Genomic DNA, 16,873 nt, shown 5'->3' with positions numbered 1-16,873 from the left:
GCGGTCGTGGTTGGTGACCCCTGATTGTCGTTCATGAATCGATCTGATAGAAATGTGAGAGGGCGCTAGAGAGTGGGCGACGGTTTGCCTGAAATTTTTCAATCAGGTGATTTGTGAGCGGTAATTCGTCGATAGATGTCCCCCCAACTCAAAGTGGACACCTCGTCGAGGGTCCATCCGGCCGCCTCAACGTTCTGAACGGTCTGGCGAGCGATGTGAACGCCGGTGAGCCAGTGCATCGGCCCATCGAGCACCTCCATGAGGCGAGCAAGCCAGGAAGGCGATGCCCGCATGTGCTCCAGGAGGTGAAGCCCCCCGCCGGACCGCGTCACGCGCAGTGCTTCTCGAAGCCCCTGGATGGGATCGGGTACGGAGCAGAACACAAACGTCGCCACTACATCGTCAAACGTCTCGACCGCGAAGTCGAGCGCCTGCGCGTCCATCTCTCGAAGCGTCACTTGCTTCTCCGGATGGCGATCAGCGACCCGCCGGGCTCGCTTCAGCATGCCCGGCGACAGGTCGATGGCCGTCACGTGTACTCCCTCCGGGTAGTACGGAATGTTCTTCCCCGTCCCAACCCCAATCTCCAGCACCTGCGGCCCGTCGACCTCGGCCCAGAGCGTCTCTCGCCAGGATCGGTACAGCCCTCGTTCGATGGGCCATTCCATCAGGTCATACACCGGCGCAGCCAGGTCGTAGCGGCTCCGCGTGTGGTCGGTCGCCGTCGCGTCCGGGGACGTCCCTGTGTCTACGTTTGGCTCGTTCATCCGTCGTCGGGGAACCTGTTTCGTCACTGATCGCGCTGAAGACGCTTTTTCCGCTCCTCGTACTCTTCGGTCGAGAGTTCTCCCTCGGCGTAGCGACGCTTCAGCGTTTCCAGCGGCGTCTCCCGTTGTGAACGGGAAGATGTGCTTTCTGACTGCGCGCGATTGATTGCCCATACTACGCCCACAATCAGGAGAATCCAAATAATCCACCACCCAAAGTGTATCCCCCATATCCATCCATCGTGCATTCCGTTAAACATGTGATGTTCACCTCCAAACATAATTTCTAAATTGAATGTATCGAAATCTATAATTGATGACCTACATCCTTCCATCCCCGCCGTGATGACCACCGCCGTGGCCACGGCCACCCGGCTCCCAGGGGTCGGGGCGCCCGTCCCCATCCTCATCGACGAAATTCGGGCCGTGCCAGGTCGAGCTTCCATCCTGAGCGTGGTCGCAGATCCCATCGCCGTTCTCGTCGACGAACGTATGCGTTGGCCCCCGATGCGTCCCCTCCTCGAAAAAGTCGTTGATCCGGTTCTCGTTGTGATCCTGGAATTGCATCCCGTCGTGCCGGTGGTGCCGGGGCGACGCTTCGTCCCAGTAGTCACAAATTCCATTGTCGTTTTCGTCCGTGAATCCGGGGCCGTGCCACGTAGCACTTCCGTTCTGCGCGTAGTCACAAATCCCGTCGCCATTTTCGTCAACGAAGGCATGTCCGGGCGAGGCAGGCCCCACCGGCATCCCTCCAGGCATGTCCTTGGACGAGGTCGAGCGGGCCTGTTCTGCCTCTCCACTGTCATGGCCCGATCTCTCAACGTAGTCGTTTACCCCATTTCCATTGCCGTCGACGTACATCGGATAGAGGTCATCGTGCGACTCGCGTTCTTCTTCAGCAAAGTCGCAGCCCGTGAGTACGAGCACAATCGCAGCGAAGAGAACAATCACGGGAACCCCGAAGCTCTTGCCCGACGGTCTCATTCGTCGAGCTCTGGAGGAAGGGTATGACATGGTTCCGGGGGCTGGAAGGGGAAGGAAATATCGGTCTGATGCCGAGCACGCCCATCACCCGGAGGGGAGACCCGAGGACACCACCTCCTCGGGTCTTCCTCCCCACGGCGGGATGCGTTTACTGGTTCTGGCGATTTTGCTGCATCGGCATGTTCTGCATGCCCCCCTGCTGCATCATCTGCTGATGCATGCCTTGCATCATGGGCATGCCCTGCATGCCGCTCATCATGCCGCCGCCCATCGGGCACTCTCCCATGCCGCCGCCCATCGATCCCATCATCTGCATCATGTCCTTCATGGGCATGCGTGACATCATCTGCCGCATTTTCTGCTGAGGGGGAAGGCTGTCGAGCATCGTGCGCTGCTCATCGGTGAGCACCTGGCGCATCTGCTGGGATGCTTCGTACATAGCAGCCTGCTGGTCCGCTCGCATCTCAGCCATCGCCGTCAGGTGCTGGCGCACGGCCTCGGCCGACGGCTGTCCCTCAGTCTCAAACAGGCTCATAAACTCCTCGCGCTGTGCCTTCATCTGCGCTTGGTGCTCGCTGTGCTGGCTCATCGCCTCGCTCTTGAACTGGTTGATCTGGTCGACCTGCTGGTCGGAGAGCCCCAGCGTATCTGCGAGGGCCGGCAGCATAAAGGCCGTCATGTGAGACCGGTGCATGGGGTTTTGCATCATCTGCTGGTGCATGCCCCGCATCATCTGCATCATGCCCTGGCCCATCATGCCGCCCTGCATCATGCCCATCATCCCGCCGGGCATGCTGTCGGAGCGGGCCATCATCCCGCGCTGGCCGTGATGCTGCGGGTGCTGCGCACTGGCAGAAATCGGAGTGAGAAGTCCGAGGGTAAGAAGAATCGAAAGTGCAATGGTTAAGCGTTTCATGGTCATCTCTGGATTGAGGTACGAGTATTGTCTGGGTGCGGGATGGAAACGTAGGAGTCCCCGCGACGGGGATTCCCCTCCTCCGCTCCATCGAAGAGGTAGTCAGTCGACCCTATGCGGGTAGGCCGACCTTCTCAATCCAGAAACACCTCGTACAGGAGGTGGAGAGATACGGGTGGAGAAAATGCCGTCGTCCACCCAAGAGAGAAGAAAGAACGGATGACGCCCAACGCCCGCTTTTTGGCCTTTATGTGAGCGGAAGGAGCATCGGCTCCGAACGCCGGAGCAGAGCGATCCGCTTTGACGCCGCAGCTGGAGTTCGTCAGAATTGCCGACGAGTGCGAAACGACGGCCTCCTCCCCCTGGCACTCGGAGGCGACGGTGCAGGCGGCCTCCTGGCCAACCTGCTCACCGCAGCAGGACGAGATGGCGTCGTGCACGGCCCCCGGACTGCCCGCAAGAGACAAACAGACGCTCCCGATCCCGACCAACCCCACGCCGATGAAAAACACCAGCGTGGTGGCAATTCGTGACCGAGAATGTCGGGTTGGGCAGCGCATGGTAGCAGTACGGGAAAACGCCTCTGTCAAAAGGTTCGGGGGTGTCGCCCCCCAACGCGAGCGTTGAAGCAGGCCCCGAAAGGCCTTCTGTGTCACGCTGTTGCTCTATACTTCTATAGTGAGGTATAGGGTTTCCGTTTTCGAAACCCTATAGTCGGGTACAGGGTGTTGGATTCGATCAATGTTCACCGTTTCGGGTGTCTGAAGACGAGCGACGCTGACCTCTCCCCTGAGACTACAACGATTCCGCCGCAAGACGAAGAATCCGAACCGTGCCGGTCCCCTCCAGGCGGAGCCCCACCGATCCCGGCTCCGCAGCGTCGCCGTGCCCGTGCACCATCATTTCTCCGTCCACGTATCCGCGAAAGTGTGTGCCGTCCCCAACGGCCCGGATCGTCCGCCAACCGCCCCCGTCAACGGTGCTCGTGGCAAACGTCGATCGCGTGCCATCCGTCATGCGCCCCTGCTGCAGCGTCGAGCCGTCCACCGTGAGGAAATCATACGATTGCGCCCCCTGCACGTGGTGGAGGAGCGACGCGGTGCCCTCAAATCCGTCCAGGTTCATTTCTGCGCTGAATTGCACGGCGCCGAGCGTATCCGGCACGACAAACGTGACCGGAGCCGTCGGCCGGAGCGCGAGGACGACACGTCCGGCGTTCGTGGTGTCGAGTGACGCCTGCACGTCGGTCGGACGCCCTTCCAGCCACGTCATGCGCGACGTCCAGGCCGTGTCCGACTGCGGCTGCCACTGCCAGCCGTTTTCCCCGATCGTCAAACCGGGCTCCACTGACGCACTCTCCGCTTCGGCCTGCTGTACCCCCACCCCGTATCGATACACCATCTCCGCACCGTGCTCGCCCGTCTCGTAGAGCAGATATCCGCCGCCGAGGGCAACCAGCAACAGCACGACGTGAACAGAGACTCGCTCGCGTGTTTTCGGCCAGAGATGCGCTCCGAGTCGCACCAGAGCATAGATCCCGAAGAACCACATCGTCCACCATCCGAGATTGGCATGCTCGCTGAGGGTGGCCTCCGCCGCGGCGGGCACCGACACCGCGTCCGCCGCCCAAGAGCCGGTGAAGTAAGTCACCACCGCACTCACCGCCCCTGCCACGTAGAGCGCGACCGTGGCCGGTCGAAGCCAGTTCAAGGGCCGCTGGACGGCCCACCGCCGCAGGCCGAGCGCCATCACATCCGCCCCAATTGCGCCTAGAAGGAGCGCAATCGGGAAGTGAACGAGCATCGGGTGAAGGTTGGGCGCCCACTCTGGAATCAGTTCCATGAGTCGAATCGGAAATCGTCAAAGAGAACGAATGGCTCACTCCGCAGGTGGGGCCATCAACCTGTCGCGTCTCAATAGTACAAGCACCCATCCGCCGAGGAGAATGTCGACAACGCCGCAGAACAGCGGCCACCAGGCAGGCACCACCGGATTCGTCACGACACTGGAATGCACGAGGTCGTACACCCCGTGCGCAGTGAGCCCGGCGGCCATCAACCACCCGGCCGTGCGCACAGTCCCCCACCGCGCCGCCGCCACAGCAATGACGATGAATCCGGCGGCAATCGCGCTCTCAATCCCAATTTTGCGCGGCGTGCCTGCCATTGCTGCAAATAACACGTAGCCCAACGCAATGACAATCAGCACGCTGCTGTAGAACGACAGGGACCGGCCCTGACGGGTGGCGTATCCCAGCGCAACGATGGCTATTGTCGCAATCAGTCCGGCAATGATCTCCATGAGACTCAGAGGTTGGGATCGAGGTTACGCAGTGCCGCCCGTCAGAGCAAAGGCCACGAGACCGCCGACGAGCACGGCGATGAAGAGATACACGACGAGCCGCTTGATTGATACCCCATCCTCCCCATGATCGTGGTCATGCCCACCATGCCCTCCCTCGTGCATCTGTCGGTGCTGGCGACGAAGATACATCTGGCCGCCGACCACCGCCACCGAGACGACGTTCATCCAGAAGGTGTAGTCGATTTTGAACTGAGTCAGGCCAGCGATCTCACGAGCACCCTGCGGCGTCCACCCGGCGAGAGCGAAGGCCCCGTCCAGTAGCAACGCCGTCGCCACGATGCTCACGAACATAATTCCGGCGATGTAGAGCGCGACGCGCCAACCGTAATACTTGGCGTTGGCCGCGACGAGCGGGGGCACCATCAGGTCGGAGTAGATGAAGCCCATGATGCCGGCGAAGAGAACGCCGTTCGATGCCAGGACGGTGGCCAGCGGGATGTTGCCCATCGATCCGATGAAGGTGGCCGCCGCCACGAACGGGGCAACAACAGCATTTTCGAGGGCAATCAGCCACGCAGGCAACTGGCCCTGGAAGTTGGTCAGGAAGAGGGCCTCCCAGAAGCTCTGGGGCACAAGAACGGCCACGAAGCCGGCCACCGTGAAACCAATCAGGATCTCCTCCCACACCATCTTCCACTCGTCGACGAACGACTTGCCGACCATGTGCCAGCCCATCCGGCTCCGGATGCGCTCCTTCCAGTCGAAGTCGTCCTCCATGTCCGGCGCCCCCTCTTCCGCCTTCTTGCGAGCAGTCTCAATCCAGTCGGACGGATAGGTCCACCGGATCAGCAGGCTGGAAATGGCGATGAGCAGCAGTCCGCCGACAATCTCGGCGGCAAGGTACTGCGGCCCGAGAAAGATGAGAATGAGGATGCCAAGCTCGATCACGAGGTTCGTCGAGGCAAACATGAACGCCACGGCACTCACGAAGTGCGCCCCTTTCGCCACCAGCGAGCGGGCTGCGGCCAGTGCCGCAAACGAGCAGGACGAAGAGGCTGCTCCGAAGATCGTGGATAGCCCGATGCTCTCCGCGTCCGGCGCGCCCATATACTTCGTGAGCCGCGCCTTCGGCACGAAGGATTGAATCATGGCGCTGATGGTGTAGCCGAGCACAAATGCCCAGCCGCTCTTCCAGAAAAACCCGACGGCCGTTTTCGCCGCTTCGCCGTACCAGGCCCAAATCGAACTGCTCATCGAGTGGGAGTGGGATTTTTAGAGGATGCTGAGGAGGAAAGAAGTCGTCTTTCTCATCTCGCATACCCCATACCCCTAGGGGGTACCCCACGTTTCCCTCTATAGACAGTCTTGATTTCTCTACGTTCTCCCGCATCCTTCATCTCGTTGCACTGGTGGACACGGGACGCTCCCATAGGAGCAAAAGACACAGCAGTCGCCCGGCTGGGGCCGGAGCGTCGTGTCACACTCGTCGCACGTCCAGAAGAATTGACAACTGTCCGTGGGCATGTCTGCCTCCGCTTCGGCTCCACACTCCGGACAGGTGATGGTGGAAATCGTCTGGATCGTCCGCACGGCTAGGAGTTGGACTTGGGGCGGGACGGGAAGCCGGCATTTTTGGTCGCCTGGGTCAACGTCTCGACCGAGGTCGTCTCCGGATCGAAGCGGACGACAGCCTGCGGGGGCTCAAACGTCGCCTTCGCGCTGTAGACGCCCTGAACGTCGCTGAGCGCCCTTCGCACGGTGACGGGACAGGTCTTGCAGGTCATGCCCTCTACCTCTAGAACGACCTGCCGGAACGAGGCTGGAGTGCTCGACTCGGAGGCTGCCGTCGATCCGGCCCCAGTCGTGGGAATCTGGTGAGATGGAGCAGGAGACACCCCCCCGAACACCCAGGGACTCACGATGAGAAGGACCACCGCCAGGGAGCCCGTTCCCAACAGTGTCCGGCGCGTCGTCGAGGAAACAACGGTGTCACAGTTGCAGTCCGTCCGTCGGCTCATCTTCCACTCGTTGTACCCGGCATAGCCAAGAGCACTGAGGGCAAGACCGACGAACAGCCAGCGGTACGGCGCGAGAGCGGTGAGGCTGCCGATCCACGCCCCGCCAACGCCAAAGCTCACCAGGGCAAGTGGAATCGTGCAACAGGCCGAGGCGCCGAGGGCCGCCCCGATCGCTGTCCCGAGGCTCCAATTCGTATCGGCGTTCGAGGACTCCTGCATATTCACGTCGAGTTGGAAGCGTTCAGGTTCAGTGCATTCTCATTTGCCATGGCATCGAGGATCGGACACTCGCTGGTCGGCCCTTGACTGGCTTCACAATCCGCGGCTAGTTGTGTGAGGGCCTTCCGGATGCGTTCTAGGGCTCGGATTTTCTCTTCGACCTCGTCGATCTTTTCCTCGGTCTGGACCTTCACGTCGCGACACGTCGCCTCGTCGTCGACGCGCAACTCCAGAAGATCTTTGATCTCCGCAAGCGTGAAGCCGAGGTCTTTTGCCCGCTGAATGAAACGGAGTCGATCGACGTAGCTGTCGCCATACAGGCGAAAGCCGCCATCTGAACGGGGTGGTTTGGGAATGAGCTCTTTTCGCTCATAGTAGCGGAGCGTTTCGGGATTCACGCCGGCCTTTTCGGCCACCTCCCCGCGGGTCATGCCATCCATAAAAACAGAACCGTTTGAAAGAAACGATTAGAGAGGTTTCCCCACACCGGCAGCGCGCAGGTCGTCTTCGTTGACGCCGCCCCCCCGACAACAATCCGCAAGCGTGCCATTGACGGCCACGGCGGGGACGGTTTCGACGCCTACCTCCCGGGCGCGTCGGTGGCCGTCGTCTTCTTGAAGGTTCACAGTGTGTACGTCACAGGAGTCGCACGCGAGGTCCTGCACCAGACTCACGATGTCGGAGCAGAGAGGACAGCCGGCAGTGAAGACCTCGACGGTTCGAGTATCAGCCATTGCTCTAGGGACGGTTTGGAGGGAAAATGGATGCACTCCCTCACACGGGCTGTACCATGGTACAGCGTTTCGTTGCGTTTCCAAATTTTCACACTCTGAGAGACAAAACGGATCTACTACTCAGCAACGTACCACCCCCGATCGCGTCGCTGAACCTCCTCAATCCCCTGCAGAACGGCGTCCAAGTCCCGACTCGTCTGAACGGCCCGGACGAGGGCACGGAGCAATCGGTTGTAGACGATCGGTCGCTCCATCATGGCGACGTGGCCCGTGCGCTGGATCCGGCAAAAGACCGCCTCCGGAAGGCGCCGGGCCGTCTCTCGGGCAACATCGATTGGGACGATCCGGTCAGCCGGGCCGTGTAGCACGAGGGTCGGGGCCTCGATGCAGTCGAGATCGTCGCGCCCGTCGTAGCCCCAAAACGCCTCGGTCACGGTGCGCCACGCCGATCGGCGACGGGGCATCGGGTTCGACTGCAGAATGTCGTTGATTACGGCCTGGGGCGTATCGTCGTGACAGGCAACCCAGCGCGCAAGGACGTCCATGAGTGCGTTGCGGCCGAGCAGCCGGTAGAGTCGAAGGGCCAAAAAGAGTCGCAGCAGTGGCTTTTCCCACGCAGGCGTCAGGTCGTGGTCGCCCCCGGCGTGTAGCACGAGTCCCCGTACCGGATGCCGCTTCGCGTATTCGATCGCTATTGCCGTGCCATAACTGTGCCCATGGAGAATGGGACGATCAACGCCTACCACATCAAGCAGATGCTTCAAGTCGGCCACGTGCCCTTCGATCGACTGGGCGGGGCGGTACGAGGACTCGCCGTTTCCCGCCAGGGCGTACGTCAGAAGCTCCTGCTCCCCTCGAAATGCATGTAGCTGCGGATAGGGGTTCCAGAGCGAGCCGAGCCCGCCATGGACAAACACGAGGGCGGGGGCAGGCCCCGAGACGTGGAGGATGTTCAGCGTCACGTCCCCGGAAACCTCAACGGGCGTCGGTTCGGGAAGGGTGTCGTGCACCCGGTCAAACGACACGTATCCCTCTGGCCGATCTGGGTTGATCATGCCATTGTCGCGGTCTACTGCAGCAACACGACGGGCAGTACTCCCCCTGCCTGACGGGTTATGCCGCCGCGGAAGCAGCGGTCGTCTCCGTTCCGACGGCCACCTCCAGACGCCGCAGGCGCAACGCATTGCCAATCACGAACAGGTCCGAAAAGACCATTGCGAGGGCCGCCAGGGCAGGCGAGAGCAACAGGCCAAAGGACGGATACAGCACACCGGCCGCCACTGGAATCAGAACGACGTTGTAGGCGAACGCCCAGAACAGATTCTGCTTAATGTTGCGGAGCGTGTGCTGCGACAGATGCACCGCGTTCGGCACGCCGCGCAGGTCGCCGGACATCAGCACGATGTCGCCGCTTTCGATGGCCACGTCCGTGCCGGTACCGATGGCAATGCCCACGTCGGCCGTGGCGAGGGCCGGCGCGTCGTTGATGCCGTCCCCGACGAACGCGACCGTCTGCCCGTCCGCCTGGAACGACTTGATGGCCTCCGCCTTGTCCTCGGGCAGCACCTCGGCCTGCACGCGGTCGATGCCAAGCTCGCGGGCGATGGCCTGCGCGGTTCGCTCGTCGTCGCCGGTAATCATGGCTACCTCGATGCCGAGCTCGTGCAGGGCGTCGAGCGCAGCGGGCGTCGAGTCCTTGATCGGATCCGCCACAGCGACGATAGCGGCCAGCTGTCCATCTACCGCCACGTAGAGCGGCGTCTTGGCGGCATTGGCCAGTTCGTCCGCGACGGCCTCCTGCCCGTCCAGCGACACGTCCAGCCGATCCATGAGGCGTGCCGCCCCAACGGCGATCGTCCGTCCCTCGACGGTCGCCTGTACACCGTGCCCCGGGATGGCGTCGAAGTCCGTGGCGTCCGGCAGGTCCAGCTCCCGCTCCTGTGCCCGTGCCACGATCGCCTCGCCGATCGGGTGCTCGGACTGCGTCTCGACACTCGCGACCCAGCGCAGCAGGTCCTCTTCGTCAAAGCCATTGTGCGGACGGAAATCCGTGACTTCGGGCTGCCCCTTCGTAAGGGTGCCCGTCTTGTCGAGCGCGACAATGTCGGCGGTGTGGAGCGCCTGCAGGGCCTCGCCCTCCCGCACGTACACGCCCAGTTCGGCGGCGCGGCCCGTGCCCACCATCACCGAGATCGGCGTGGCGATGCCCATCGCGCACGGGCAGGCAATGATGAGGACCGACACGGCCGTCACCAGTGCGTACGTGAGCACCGGGTCCGGGCCAAACGCCATCCAGATGGCGAACGTGATGGCCGCCGTCGCGAGAACGAAAGGCACGAACACCTTGACCACACGATCGGCCAGCGACTGAATGGGGGGAGCAGAGCCCTGAGCCTCCTCCACCATCTCCACAATCTGGGAGAGGACCGTCTCCTCCCCCACGCGGGTGGCGCGGAAGGTGAAGCTGCCGGTCTTGTTGATCGTGCCGCCCACCACCTCGTCGCCCTCCCCCTTGCTCACCGGATCGGGCTCGCCGGTCACCATCGATTCGTCGACGTACGAGGAGCCGCCGATCACCTCGCCGTCGACCGGCACCTTCTCGCCGGGCCGCACGCGGATCACGTCGCCCGGCACCACGTCGCGCACGTCAATCTCCTCCTCGCTGCCGTCGCGCACGACCCGAGCGGTCGTGGCCTGCAGATTCAGCAGGGCGCGGATGGCGTCGCTCGCGCGGCCTTTCGCGAGGGCCTCCATATAGTTGCCCGCCAGGATGAGCGTTACAATCGTCGCGGCGGCCTCGTAGTAGACGTGCACCGTGCCTTCCGGCAGTACGCTCGGAAGGAACGTGGCGACAACCGAGTAGCCGTACGCCGCCGAGGTCCCGATCATCACGAGCGTGTTCATGTCCGGACTCCAATTCCGAAGCGCCGGCCAGCCGTGCTTGTAGAAGTAGAGCCCCGGCCCAAACTGCACGACGGACGTAAGCGCAAAGAGCACGTAGTAAAGCGTTTGCGTGGACACCTGCTCGGTGATCCAGGCCTTCATGGTCGGAACGTGCATGAACCCCATCTCCAGCACGAAAACGGGGATAGCGAAGGCCAGCGCCCAGAAAAAGCGCCGTTTCATCGACTGCTTTTCCTCCTCGCGGGCCTGCTTCTCCACGTCCGACCGGTCGCCGCCCCCGTCCGTGTCCACCACGTCGTACCCGGCGTCACGAATCGCCGTCGTCACATCGGCTGGTGCCACCGTCCCGGGCACGTAGCGCACCGTGGCGCGGTCGGTGGCGAGATTCACGTTCGTCTCCAGTACGCCGTCCAGGGCCGCAATCGCGTCCTCAACACGGGAGACACACGACGCACAACTCATCCCCTGCACCGTGAAGGTCGTCTCGGCTGTGCGCACGTCGTAGCCGCTGTCCTCAATGGCCTCGACAAGCTCCCGGACGCAAGCCTCAGAATCATCAACGGACACCTCTGCCCGCTCGGTGGCAAAATTGACGGACGCGCCCGTGACCCCATCCACGTTGGCCAGCGCGCCTTCGACTCTCTGCGCGCAGGAAGCACACGACATGCCCTCCACCGGCAGCGTCAGACGACGCCCTTCAGCCGCCGGAGCAGAGGTCTTTCCGTTGGTCTCGGACGGCGGCACCGAGCACGTATCCTGCCCCGCCGGTGCGCCATTGCCCTGCACAGATTCATTTTGTGGAACCGGCTCACGCTGTGTCGTCGACTCACTCATTGCGATTTGATTTCGTGACAAAATACGACAGCAGAAGCACTCCCCTCGAAACCTTCAACTTGTCAACCTTTCCCCCTCTATGTTACAACTCCTTCTTCAGCAGTCCCATGATCTCGTCGTAGCTCTCTTGGGCTGCCTCTTCGTCCCCAGAGCGGATCGCATCGGTCACGCACGTCTCCAGGTGATTGCGAGCAATCTCCCGGCCCACCGACTTCAGGGCCTGCTGCACCGAATGAATCTGGTCGAGGATGTCGCCGCAGTAGCGGTCCTCCTCCACCATTCGCTGGAGACCACGCACCTGTCCTTCAATGCGGCGGAGGCGAGACTGCAGGGTGTCTTGGTCAGCGTCGCTGATCGGCATCGGTTCTCAGGGATCGATGGAAAAAAATTATGCAGAAGAAAGCTCGTATCCGACATCGTCTAACACCGTCGCCAACTGGTCCTCAGACACTGCGGAGGGATCGTAGGCCACGTCGGCACGCCCAACCTCCACGTGCTCCACCGATACGCCTCGTACCGATTCCAGGGCCTCCCGAACAGCCTCGACGCAGTGCTCACAGTGCATACCGTCGATGGTAAGGGTCTGTGTACTCATGTCAAGCATTAGGGGAATTTGTCGAACTTAGAAGGGTATACCCCCTACCCCTACCCGAGTCAGGTGTTTCGATCGTCCGGGGTGGCCGGCACACTGACCTCTCGAATCTTACTCTGTTTTCCTCCCGGAAACTGAACTTCCTTTTCCCACCCCCATTGAAGACGCTCTGCGCTTTTTCAGCGGACCCTCCCTTCTTTCCCTCATGCGCACCTGTCTCGCCGTTGCCCTTCTCTGTCTTTGTGTCGCGCCCGCCAGCGCACAAACGCTCTGGTCGCGCCCCTACCAGCCGAACCAGATCGCCCTTGAAGCGATCGTGCCGGATGCAGACGACGATGTCGCTCCCCTGTCCGGCGCCTCGTTTTTCACCTGGACCGTTTCCCTCAGCGACAACGTGGAGCTGGCCACCGAGCTTCCATTTGCCCGCTACGCTTCCAATACGAGCGGCGTGAACTCCTCCACCGCGATCGGCAATCCGTTCGTCGGTCTTGGACTTAGCAGTACCAGGATTCCCTTCCTCTTCGAGATCGGCGTCCGAGTGCCTACTGCTCCAGCCAACAATGCTTCTCTCATCGGGGGCACTGCCGACATGGGTCGCGTCCCGGCCTTCGGATCCGATGAGGTATCGATTACCGGTTTACTCAACTGGCGAACGGAGATCGGACGATTTTCGACGGCACGCTTCCGTGCAGGCCTCGGCTATGCGTCCTACACCACGCCCTCCATCCCACGGGATTGGCGCGCCCACTACGACGCTCAATTATGGCGTGAAACCGACCGGTTCATCACCGGGCTCACCCTCACCGGTCGCGCCCTTCTCACCACGCCGGCCACGACGCAACACCACGCCGTCCTTTCGGTCATGGGGAACTGGAACTGGGTTCAGCCGGGTCTCCTCGTGGGCACCTCCCTGAACGACCTCGTGCAGAACAGCGAATTTGTACCCTTCGGGGGACTCACGCTGTCGATTTCCTACCTGCGTCCCTGATTGCTCGGAGCGAGCCCCGGAACCTAGAGAAATCGCTCTTCCCGTTCCGGCCTCATTTGGAGAACCACGACATGATTAAGTGAAGCGTGATGAATAGAAAAGCATGTTCACGCATCACACAATCACGCATCTCTTCCTGCCTCGTCTTCTCCCTCCTCAATAACAATTTCCTTGCGGAGCCGGGCCACCGGAATGCCAAGATGCTTCCGGTACTTTGATACCGTTCTACGCGCAATCTTAAAGCCCTGCTCCTCCAGCGCATCGGCCAACTCCTGATCGGACATCGGATCGGTCTTATCCTCGTCGTCCACGATCCGCTGCAATTCGGCCTTCACCTCTTTGTTTGAAACCTCCTCCCCATCCACCGTCTCCAGCCCTTCCGAGAAGAAGTACTTAAGCTCATAAACTCCCCATTCCGTCTGCACGTACTTCCCGTTCACCACGCGGCTCACGGTGGAAATGTCCATGTCGATGATCTCGGCTATATCCTTCAGAATCATCGGCTTCAGGTGTCCCTCGCCGTACCGAAAGAAATCCTTCTGTAGCTGCACGATCGCATCCATCACCAGCGACATGGTATGCCGGCGCTGATTGATAGAATTGATGAACCAGCGGGCAGAGTCGAATTTCGACTTGAGGAACTGACGAGTCTCCTCGTCGATGTCACCGTCCTCGTCGGACTTCTTCTGCGCCTTAAGTTTCTCCAGCATCTTGCGATAGTGACGCGAGATGTGTAGATCCGGCGCGTTGCGGCCATTCAGGGTAATGACGAACTCCCCGTCGACGTACCGCACCGTAAAGTCGGGCGTGATGTAGTTGGTCTCCTCTGAAAACTCCCCCTCGCCCGGTTTCGGATCGAGACGCTGACGGATGAGATCGAACGCCGCCTTCAGCTCCTTGTCGTTCACGTCGAGGCGCTTCTTCAACTTATCGAAGTGCTTCATCGTGAAGGCCTCATAGTGGTCCTCCAGCATTTCGATGGCTGTCTGACGCCCATCGACGTCTTCCGACATGCGGTAAAGTTGGAGCAGAAGGCATTCCTGCAGATCGCGCGCGGCGATGCCCGCCGGGTCGAGCGACTGCACCTGCGTGAGCACCTCTTCGACCTCCGCCTCCGTCACCTCTACGCCCTGATTAAAGAGTATATCGTCGATAATCGACTCCAGTTCACGCCGCAAGTACCCGTCTTCATCAATCGAGCCGATGATCTGATCGGCAATAATTTCGTCCGTCTCGTCCAGGTTCAGAAACGAGATCTGATCCTGCAACTGCTCGGCCAGTGTTTGGTCGGCCGGCATGGGCCGATCACGGTCTTCCTCATCCGCGTCGTAGCCGGGACTGTTGTACCCGTACATGTCGTCGGTATTGTTGAGGAGGTCTTCCACGTCGAATTCCTCCTCTTCCTCCGTGTCGAGCTCGTTTTCCATCTCCTCGGCGGTCGCGTCGAGCTCTTCCTCCTCCCGTTGCTCTTCCTCATCAAGCCCCTCTTCCAACAGGGGATTCTCTTCCAGCTCCTCCTTGATGCGCTGGTCAAGATCCAGCGTATTGAGCTGCAGCAGTTTGATGTACTGAATCTGCTGCGGGGAAAGCTTCTGCTGGAGTTCCTGTTCCTGTTTGAGCTCAAGCATAGAATCGGCCGTGGGATTGGTACGTCAGAACGGACGGCACAACATCCGACGCTCCGCAGAATGCGGCGATCGGATGATGCAAGGAACGGATGAGAATGGAGAAACCGAAATAAGTGGGCAAAATTCATTCCGCAACTCGGTGATGTCTACGCTTTTTCCAATCGAAAGTTTTTGAAATGCAGGACCCGACCCGCCTCGCGCCCAGATCCCATTCCCCACCGTTCGATCACACAAATCGTACACATGAAACCCTGCCCCCGGTACCTGCTTGAATCTACAGATTCACTCTCGCCTCTTTCCGCACCCGCCCTTCCGTCCACTCGCCCATGAGTGACGCCCGCTCCGACGCCCTGAATCCCGAGGCCGCCCGCTCCGAAACCGACGTCGAAAAGCTGCTGCGGCCGCAATCGCTCGATGAGTTTATCGGGCAGGAAAAGATCAAGGAAAACCTGAACGTCTTCATGACGGCGGCCCTCCAACGCGGCGAAACGCTCGACCACGTACTCCTCTCAGGGCCCCCGGGGTTAGGGAAGACGACCCTAGCGCACATCATCGCCAACGAAATGAGCGCCCGCATCCGGACCTCCAGCGGTCCCGTCCTCGAAAAGCCGGCCGACATCGCGGGGGTACTCACAAACCTGGAGGAGGGCGACCTGCTCTTCATCGACGAGATCCACCGCCTCAGCCCGGTCGTGGAGGAGTACCTCTACTCGGCGATGGAAGACTACCGCATCGACATCGTAATCGACCAGGGCCCGAACGCCCGCACGGTGCAAATCGACCTTCCCCCCTTTACCCTCGTGGGCGCCACGACCCGCAAGGGTCTGCTTACCGCTCCCCTCCGCGCCCGCTTCGGCATCGACTTTCGGTACGACTACTACTCGGCCGAGGTGCTGCAGGCCATCACGCAACGCTCGGCCCGAATTCTGGACGTCGGCACGACCGACGAAGGGGCCTTCGAAATCGCGCGCCGGAGCCGCGGCACGCCCCGCGTGGCCAATCGCCTCCTCCGCCGCACACGTGACTTTGCTGAGGTCGAAGGCGACGGTGAGATCACGAAGGAAATTGCCGACCGGGCCCTCAACGCCCTTGACGTGGACGAGGCCGGCCTCGACGACATGGATACCCGCATCCTCCTCACGCTGATTGATAACTTCGACGGGGGACCGACCGGGCTCAAAAACTTGGCCGTGTCCGTCGGTGAAGAATCGGGCACCCTGGAGGAGGTCTACGAGCCGTATCTGATCCAGGAGGGCTTCATGGAGCGGACGCCCCGTGGGCGCGTCGCCCTGCAGCGTGCCTACGACCACTTCGATCGCTCGTCCACCTCCAGTGCTGACCTCTTCGACCAGGACGGCTCTCGTTCCTCGGCCAGCAGCGACAACGCCTGACGATCGAGGCGCATGGACACTCGTAGCATTTTGTCGTGCTTCCTTCTCCCTGTCTCCCTCATCCCTACTCCCGGGTGAAGTCCCAGTTACCCCTTTCCGCCTCAGGAACCGAAGACCGCACCACACCTATCAGCTACCGGCGTTCGTTCTCGCTCAGTCCGTTCCCGGCAGCCAACGCATCACGCGAAACGCCCAACCCGAACCTTTCAACACCCACCCCACATGCCGTACGTCGTTACCGAGCCCTGCATCAATTGCAAGTACACCGACTGCGTGGAGGTCTGCCCCGTCGATTGCTTTTACGAGGGCCCGAACTTTCTGGCCATCCAGCCCGACGAATGCATCGACTGCAACGCCTGCGTACCGGTGTGCCCCGTAGAGGCCATCTACCCGGACGATCAGCTGCCGGAAGAGTACGAGCACTATATCCAGTGGAACGAGTATCTGGCCAATCAGTGGCGCGAGCTCGGCTACAACATCACTGAAACGTCCGGCCCGCTCGAAAATGCGGAAGAGTGGGAGGACGCCGACAAGTCTGAGCAGGACATCCTGACGTGGGACGTGTAAACCGCGGCAGGTGTGGAATGACGAGCT

At 61.2% G+C, this 16,873-nt stretch carries 20 protein-coding genes; 3 read left to right on the top strand and 17 right to left on the bottom strand.

Translation table 11 applies throughout. From position 1 onward, the window contains the following. Nucleotides 1-98: 98 nt before the first annotated feature. The 16 genes from BSZ35_RS16205 to BSZ35_RS16130 form a co-directional block, all read right to left on the bottom strand. Nucleotides 99-767 (bottom strand): class I SAM-dependent methyltransferase, encoded by a 669-nt coding sequence (locus BSZ35_RS16205; protein WP_105013414.1) that lies wholly within the window; start codon nt 765-767, stop codon nt 99-101. Between the two features lie 23 nt (nt 768-790). Beyond that, nucleotides 791-1,015: an SHOCT domain-containing protein gene (locus BSZ35_RS16200; RefSeq protein WP_105013893.1), complete on the bottom strand. Its 225-nt coding sequence runs from the start codon at nt 1,013-1,015 to the stop codon at nt 791-793. A gap of 73 nt (nt 1,016-1,088) precedes the next feature. After that, on the bottom strand, nt 1,089-1,718 hold the full coding sequence (locus BSZ35_RS16195; protein WP_146110135.1) for a hypothetical protein: 630 nt from the start codon (nt 1,716-1,718) through the stop codon (nt 1,089-1,091). A gap of 181 nt (nt 1,719-1,899) precedes the next feature. Continuing rightward, entirely contained in the window at nt 1,900-2,667 is a 768-nt protein-coding gene (locus BSZ35_RS16190) for a Spy/CpxP family protein refolding chaperone (protein WP_105013892.1), read from the bottom strand. 134 nt (nt 2,668-2,801) lie between these two features. After that, on the bottom strand, nt 2,802-3,227 hold the full coding sequence (locus BSZ35_RS16185) for a hypothetical protein (RefSeq protein ID WP_146110134.1): 426 nt from the start codon (nt 3,225-3,227) through the stop codon (nt 2,802-2,804). Nucleotides 3,228-3,462: 235 nt separating this feature from the next. Next, a complete protein-coding gene (locus BSZ35_RS16180) occupies nt 3,463-4,509 on the bottom strand; it encodes a DUF2231 domain-containing protein (protein ID WP_105013411.1) in 1,047 nt (348 codons plus the stop codon). Nucleotides 4,510-4,545: 36 nt separating this feature from the next. Continuing rightward, complete coding sequence (locus tag BSZ35_RS16175; RefSeq protein WP_105013410.1) at nt 4,546-4,968, bottom strand: hypothetical protein; 423 nt, start codon at nt 4,966-4,968, stop codon at nt 4,546-4,548. Between the two features lie 24 nt (nt 4,969-4,992). Further along, nucleotides 4,993-6,225, bottom strand: a complete 1,233-nt coding sequence (locus BSZ35_RS16170; RefSeq protein WP_105013409.1) for a permease — start codon at nt 6,223-6,225, stop codon at nt 4,993-4,995. 120 nt (nt 6,226-6,345) lie between these two features. Beyond that, the gene (locus BSZ35_RS20080; RefSeq protein ID WP_105013891.1) at nt 6,346-6,552 is read right to left on the bottom strand and encodes a GDCCVxC domain-containing (seleno)protein; all 207 of its coding nucleotides are present in this window, start codon (nt 6,550-6,552) and stop codon (nt 6,346-6,348) included. 11 nt (nt 6,553-6,563) lie between these two features. Continuing rightward, a complete protein-coding gene (locus BSZ35_RS20240; RefSeq protein WP_105013408.1) occupies nt 6,564-7,208 on the bottom strand; it encodes a mercuric transporter MerT family protein in 645 nt (214 codons plus the stop codon). 2 nt (nt 7,209-7,210) lie between these two features. Continuing rightward, nucleotides 7,211-7,648, bottom strand: coding sequence for a heavy metal-responsive transcriptional regulator (locus tag BSZ35_RS16155; RefSeq protein WP_105013407.1), 438 nt, complete (start codon nt 7,646-7,648; stop codon nt 7,211-7,213). Between the two features lie 27 nt (nt 7,649-7,675). Then, nucleotides 7,676-7,942 carry a thioredoxin family protein gene (locus tag BSZ35_RS16150; RefSeq protein ID WP_105013406.1) on the bottom strand — a complete coding sequence of 89 codons (267 nt, stop codon included), beginning with the start codon at nt 7,940-7,942 and terminating at the stop codon, nt 7,676-7,678. 116 nt (nt 7,943-8,058) lie between these two features. Continuing rightward, nucleotides 8,059-8,997, bottom strand: a complete 939-nt coding sequence (locus BSZ35_RS16145; RefSeq protein ID WP_181149380.1) for an alpha/beta hydrolase — start codon at nt 8,995-8,997, stop codon at nt 8,059-8,061. Nucleotides 8,998-9,055: 58 nt separating this feature from the next. Then, nucleotides 9,056-11,680 carry a heavy metal translocating P-type ATPase gene (locus BSZ35_RS16140; RefSeq protein WP_105013404.1) on the bottom strand — a complete coding sequence of 875 codons (2,625 nt, stop codon included), beginning with the start codon at nt 11,678-11,680 and terminating at the stop codon, nt 9,056-9,058. Nucleotides 11,681-11,762: 82 nt separating this feature from the next. Continuing rightward, a complete protein-coding gene (locus BSZ35_RS16135; protein ID WP_105013403.1) occupies nt 11,763-12,041 on the bottom strand; it encodes a metal-sensitive transcriptional regulator in 279 nt (92 codons plus the stop codon). A gap of 27 nt (nt 12,042-12,068) precedes the next feature. Next, entirely contained in the window at nt 12,069-12,275 is a 207-nt protein-coding gene (locus BSZ35_RS16130; RefSeq protein ID WP_181149379.1) for a heavy-metal-associated domain-containing protein, read from the bottom strand. A gap of 202 nt (nt 12,276-12,477) precedes the next feature. On the opposite strand from BSZ35_RS16130, the gene BSZ35_RS16125 reads away from it, so the two are divergent. Continuing rightward, on the top strand, nt 12,478-13,260 hold the full coding sequence (locus tag BSZ35_RS16125; RefSeq protein ID WP_105013401.1) for a hypothetical protein: 783 nt from the start codon (nt 12,478-12,480) through the stop codon (nt 13,258-13,260). Between the two features lie 122 nt (nt 13,261-13,382). Here the strand turns inward: BSZ35_RS16125 and rpoN are convergent, their stop codons facing one another. After that, the gene (gene rpoN / locus BSZ35_RS16120) at nt 13,383-14,888 is read right to left on the bottom strand and encodes an RNA polymerase factor sigma-54 (protein ID WP_105013400.1); all 1,506 of its coding nucleotides are present in this window, start codon (nt 14,886-14,888) and stop codon (nt 13,383-13,385) included. A gap of 326 nt (nt 14,889-15,214) precedes the next feature. On the opposite strand from rpoN, the gene ruvB reads away from it, so the two are divergent. Together ruvB and fdxA are read left to right on the top strand one after the other, a co-directional pair. Then, nucleotides 15,215-16,279, top strand: a complete 1,065-nt coding sequence (ruvB, locus tag BSZ35_RS16115; RefSeq protein ID WP_105013399.1) for a Holliday junction branch migration DNA helicase RuvB — start codon at nt 15,215-15,217, stop codon at nt 16,277-16,279. A 222-nt stretch (nt 16,280-16,501) separates the two neighbouring features. Further along, nucleotides 16,502-16,846, top strand: coding sequence for a ferredoxin FdxA (fdxA, locus tag BSZ35_RS16110; protein WP_105013398.1), 345 nt, complete (start codon nt 16,502-16,504; stop codon nt 16,844-16,846). Nucleotides 16,847-16,873: the final 27 nt, after the last annotated feature.

Origin of the sequence: Salinibacter sp. 10B, assembly GCF_002954405.1 — a bacterium.
Lineage (GTDB): Bacteria > Bacteroidota > Rhodothermia > Rhodothermales > Salinibacteraceae > Salinibacter.
Note: the sequence above shows the minus strand (reverse complement) of the source record. Positions and strands in the feature narration are given on the sequence as shown.

Bases quoted from the DNA above. Each gene is read 5' to 3' on its own strand.
- BSZ35_RS16205 (WP_105013414.1), bottom strand. From the start codon at position 767: ATGAACGAGCCAAACGTAGACACAGGGACGTCCCCGGACGCGACGGCG.
- BSZ35_RS16200 (WP_105013893.1), bottom strand. From the start codon at position 1,015: ATGCACGATGGATGGATATGGGGGATACACTTTGGGTGGTGGATTATT.
- BSZ35_RS16190 (WP_105013892.1), bottom strand. From the start codon at position 2,667: ATGAAACGCTTAACCATTGCACTTTCGATTCTTCTTACCCTCGGACTT.
- BSZ35_RS16185 (WP_146110134.1), bottom strand. From the start codon at position 3,227: ATGCGCTGCCCAACCCGACATTCTCGGTCACGAATTGCCACCACGCTG.
- BSZ35_RS16180 (WP_105013411.1), bottom strand. From the start codon at position 4,509: ATGGAACTGATTCCAGAGTGGGCGCCCAACCTTCACCCGATGCTCGTT.
- BSZ35_RS16175 (WP_105013410.1), bottom strand. From the start codon at position 4,968: ATGGAGATCATTGCCGGACTGATTGCGACAATAGCCATCGTTGCGCTG.
- BSZ35_RS16170 (WP_105013409.1), bottom strand. From the start codon at position 6,225: ATGAGCAGTTCGATTTGGGCCTGGTACGGCGAAGCGGCGAAAACGGCC.
- BSZ35_RS20240 (WP_105013408.1), bottom strand. From the start codon at position 7,208: ATGCAGGAGTCCTCGAACGCCGATACGAATTGGAGCCTCGGGACAGCG.
- BSZ35_RS16155 (WP_105013407.1), bottom strand. From the start codon at position 7,648: ATGGATGGCATGACCCGCGGGGAGGTGGCCGAAAAGGCCGGCGTGAAT.
- BSZ35_RS16150 (WP_105013406.1), bottom strand. From the start codon at position 7,942: ATGGCTGATACTCGAACCGTCGAGGTCTTCACTGCCGGCTGTCCTCTC.
- BSZ35_RS16145 (WP_181149380.1), bottom strand. From the start codon at position 8,997: ATGATCAACCCAGATCGGCCAGAGGGATACGTGTCGTTTGACCGGGTG.
- BSZ35_RS16140 (WP_105013404.1), bottom strand. From the start codon at position 11,680: ATGAGTGAGTCGACGACACAGCGTGAGCCGGTTCCACAAAATGAATCT.
- BSZ35_RS16135 (WP_105013403.1), bottom strand. From the start codon at position 12,041: ATGCCGATCAGCGACGCTGACCAAGACACCCTGCAGTCTCGCCTCCGC.
- BSZ35_RS16130 (WP_181149379.1), bottom strand. From the start codon at position 12,275: ATGAGTACACAGACCCTTACCATCGACGGTATGCACTGTGAGCACTGC.
- BSZ35_RS16125 (WP_105013401.1), top strand. From the start codon at position 12,478: ATGCGCACCTGTCTCGCCGTTGCCCTTCTCTGTCTTTGTGTCGCGCCC.
- rpoN (WP_105013400.1), bottom strand. From the start codon at position 14,888: ATGCTTGAGCTCAAACAGGAACAGGAACTCCAGCAGAAGCTTTCCCCG.
- ruvB (WP_105013399.1), top strand. From the start codon at position 15,215: ATGAGTGACGCCCGCTCCGACGCCCTGAATCCCGAGGCCGCCCGCTCC.
- fdxA (WP_105013398.1), top strand. From the start codon at position 16,502: ATGCCGTACGTCGTTACCGAGCCCTGCATCAATTGCAAGTACACCGAC.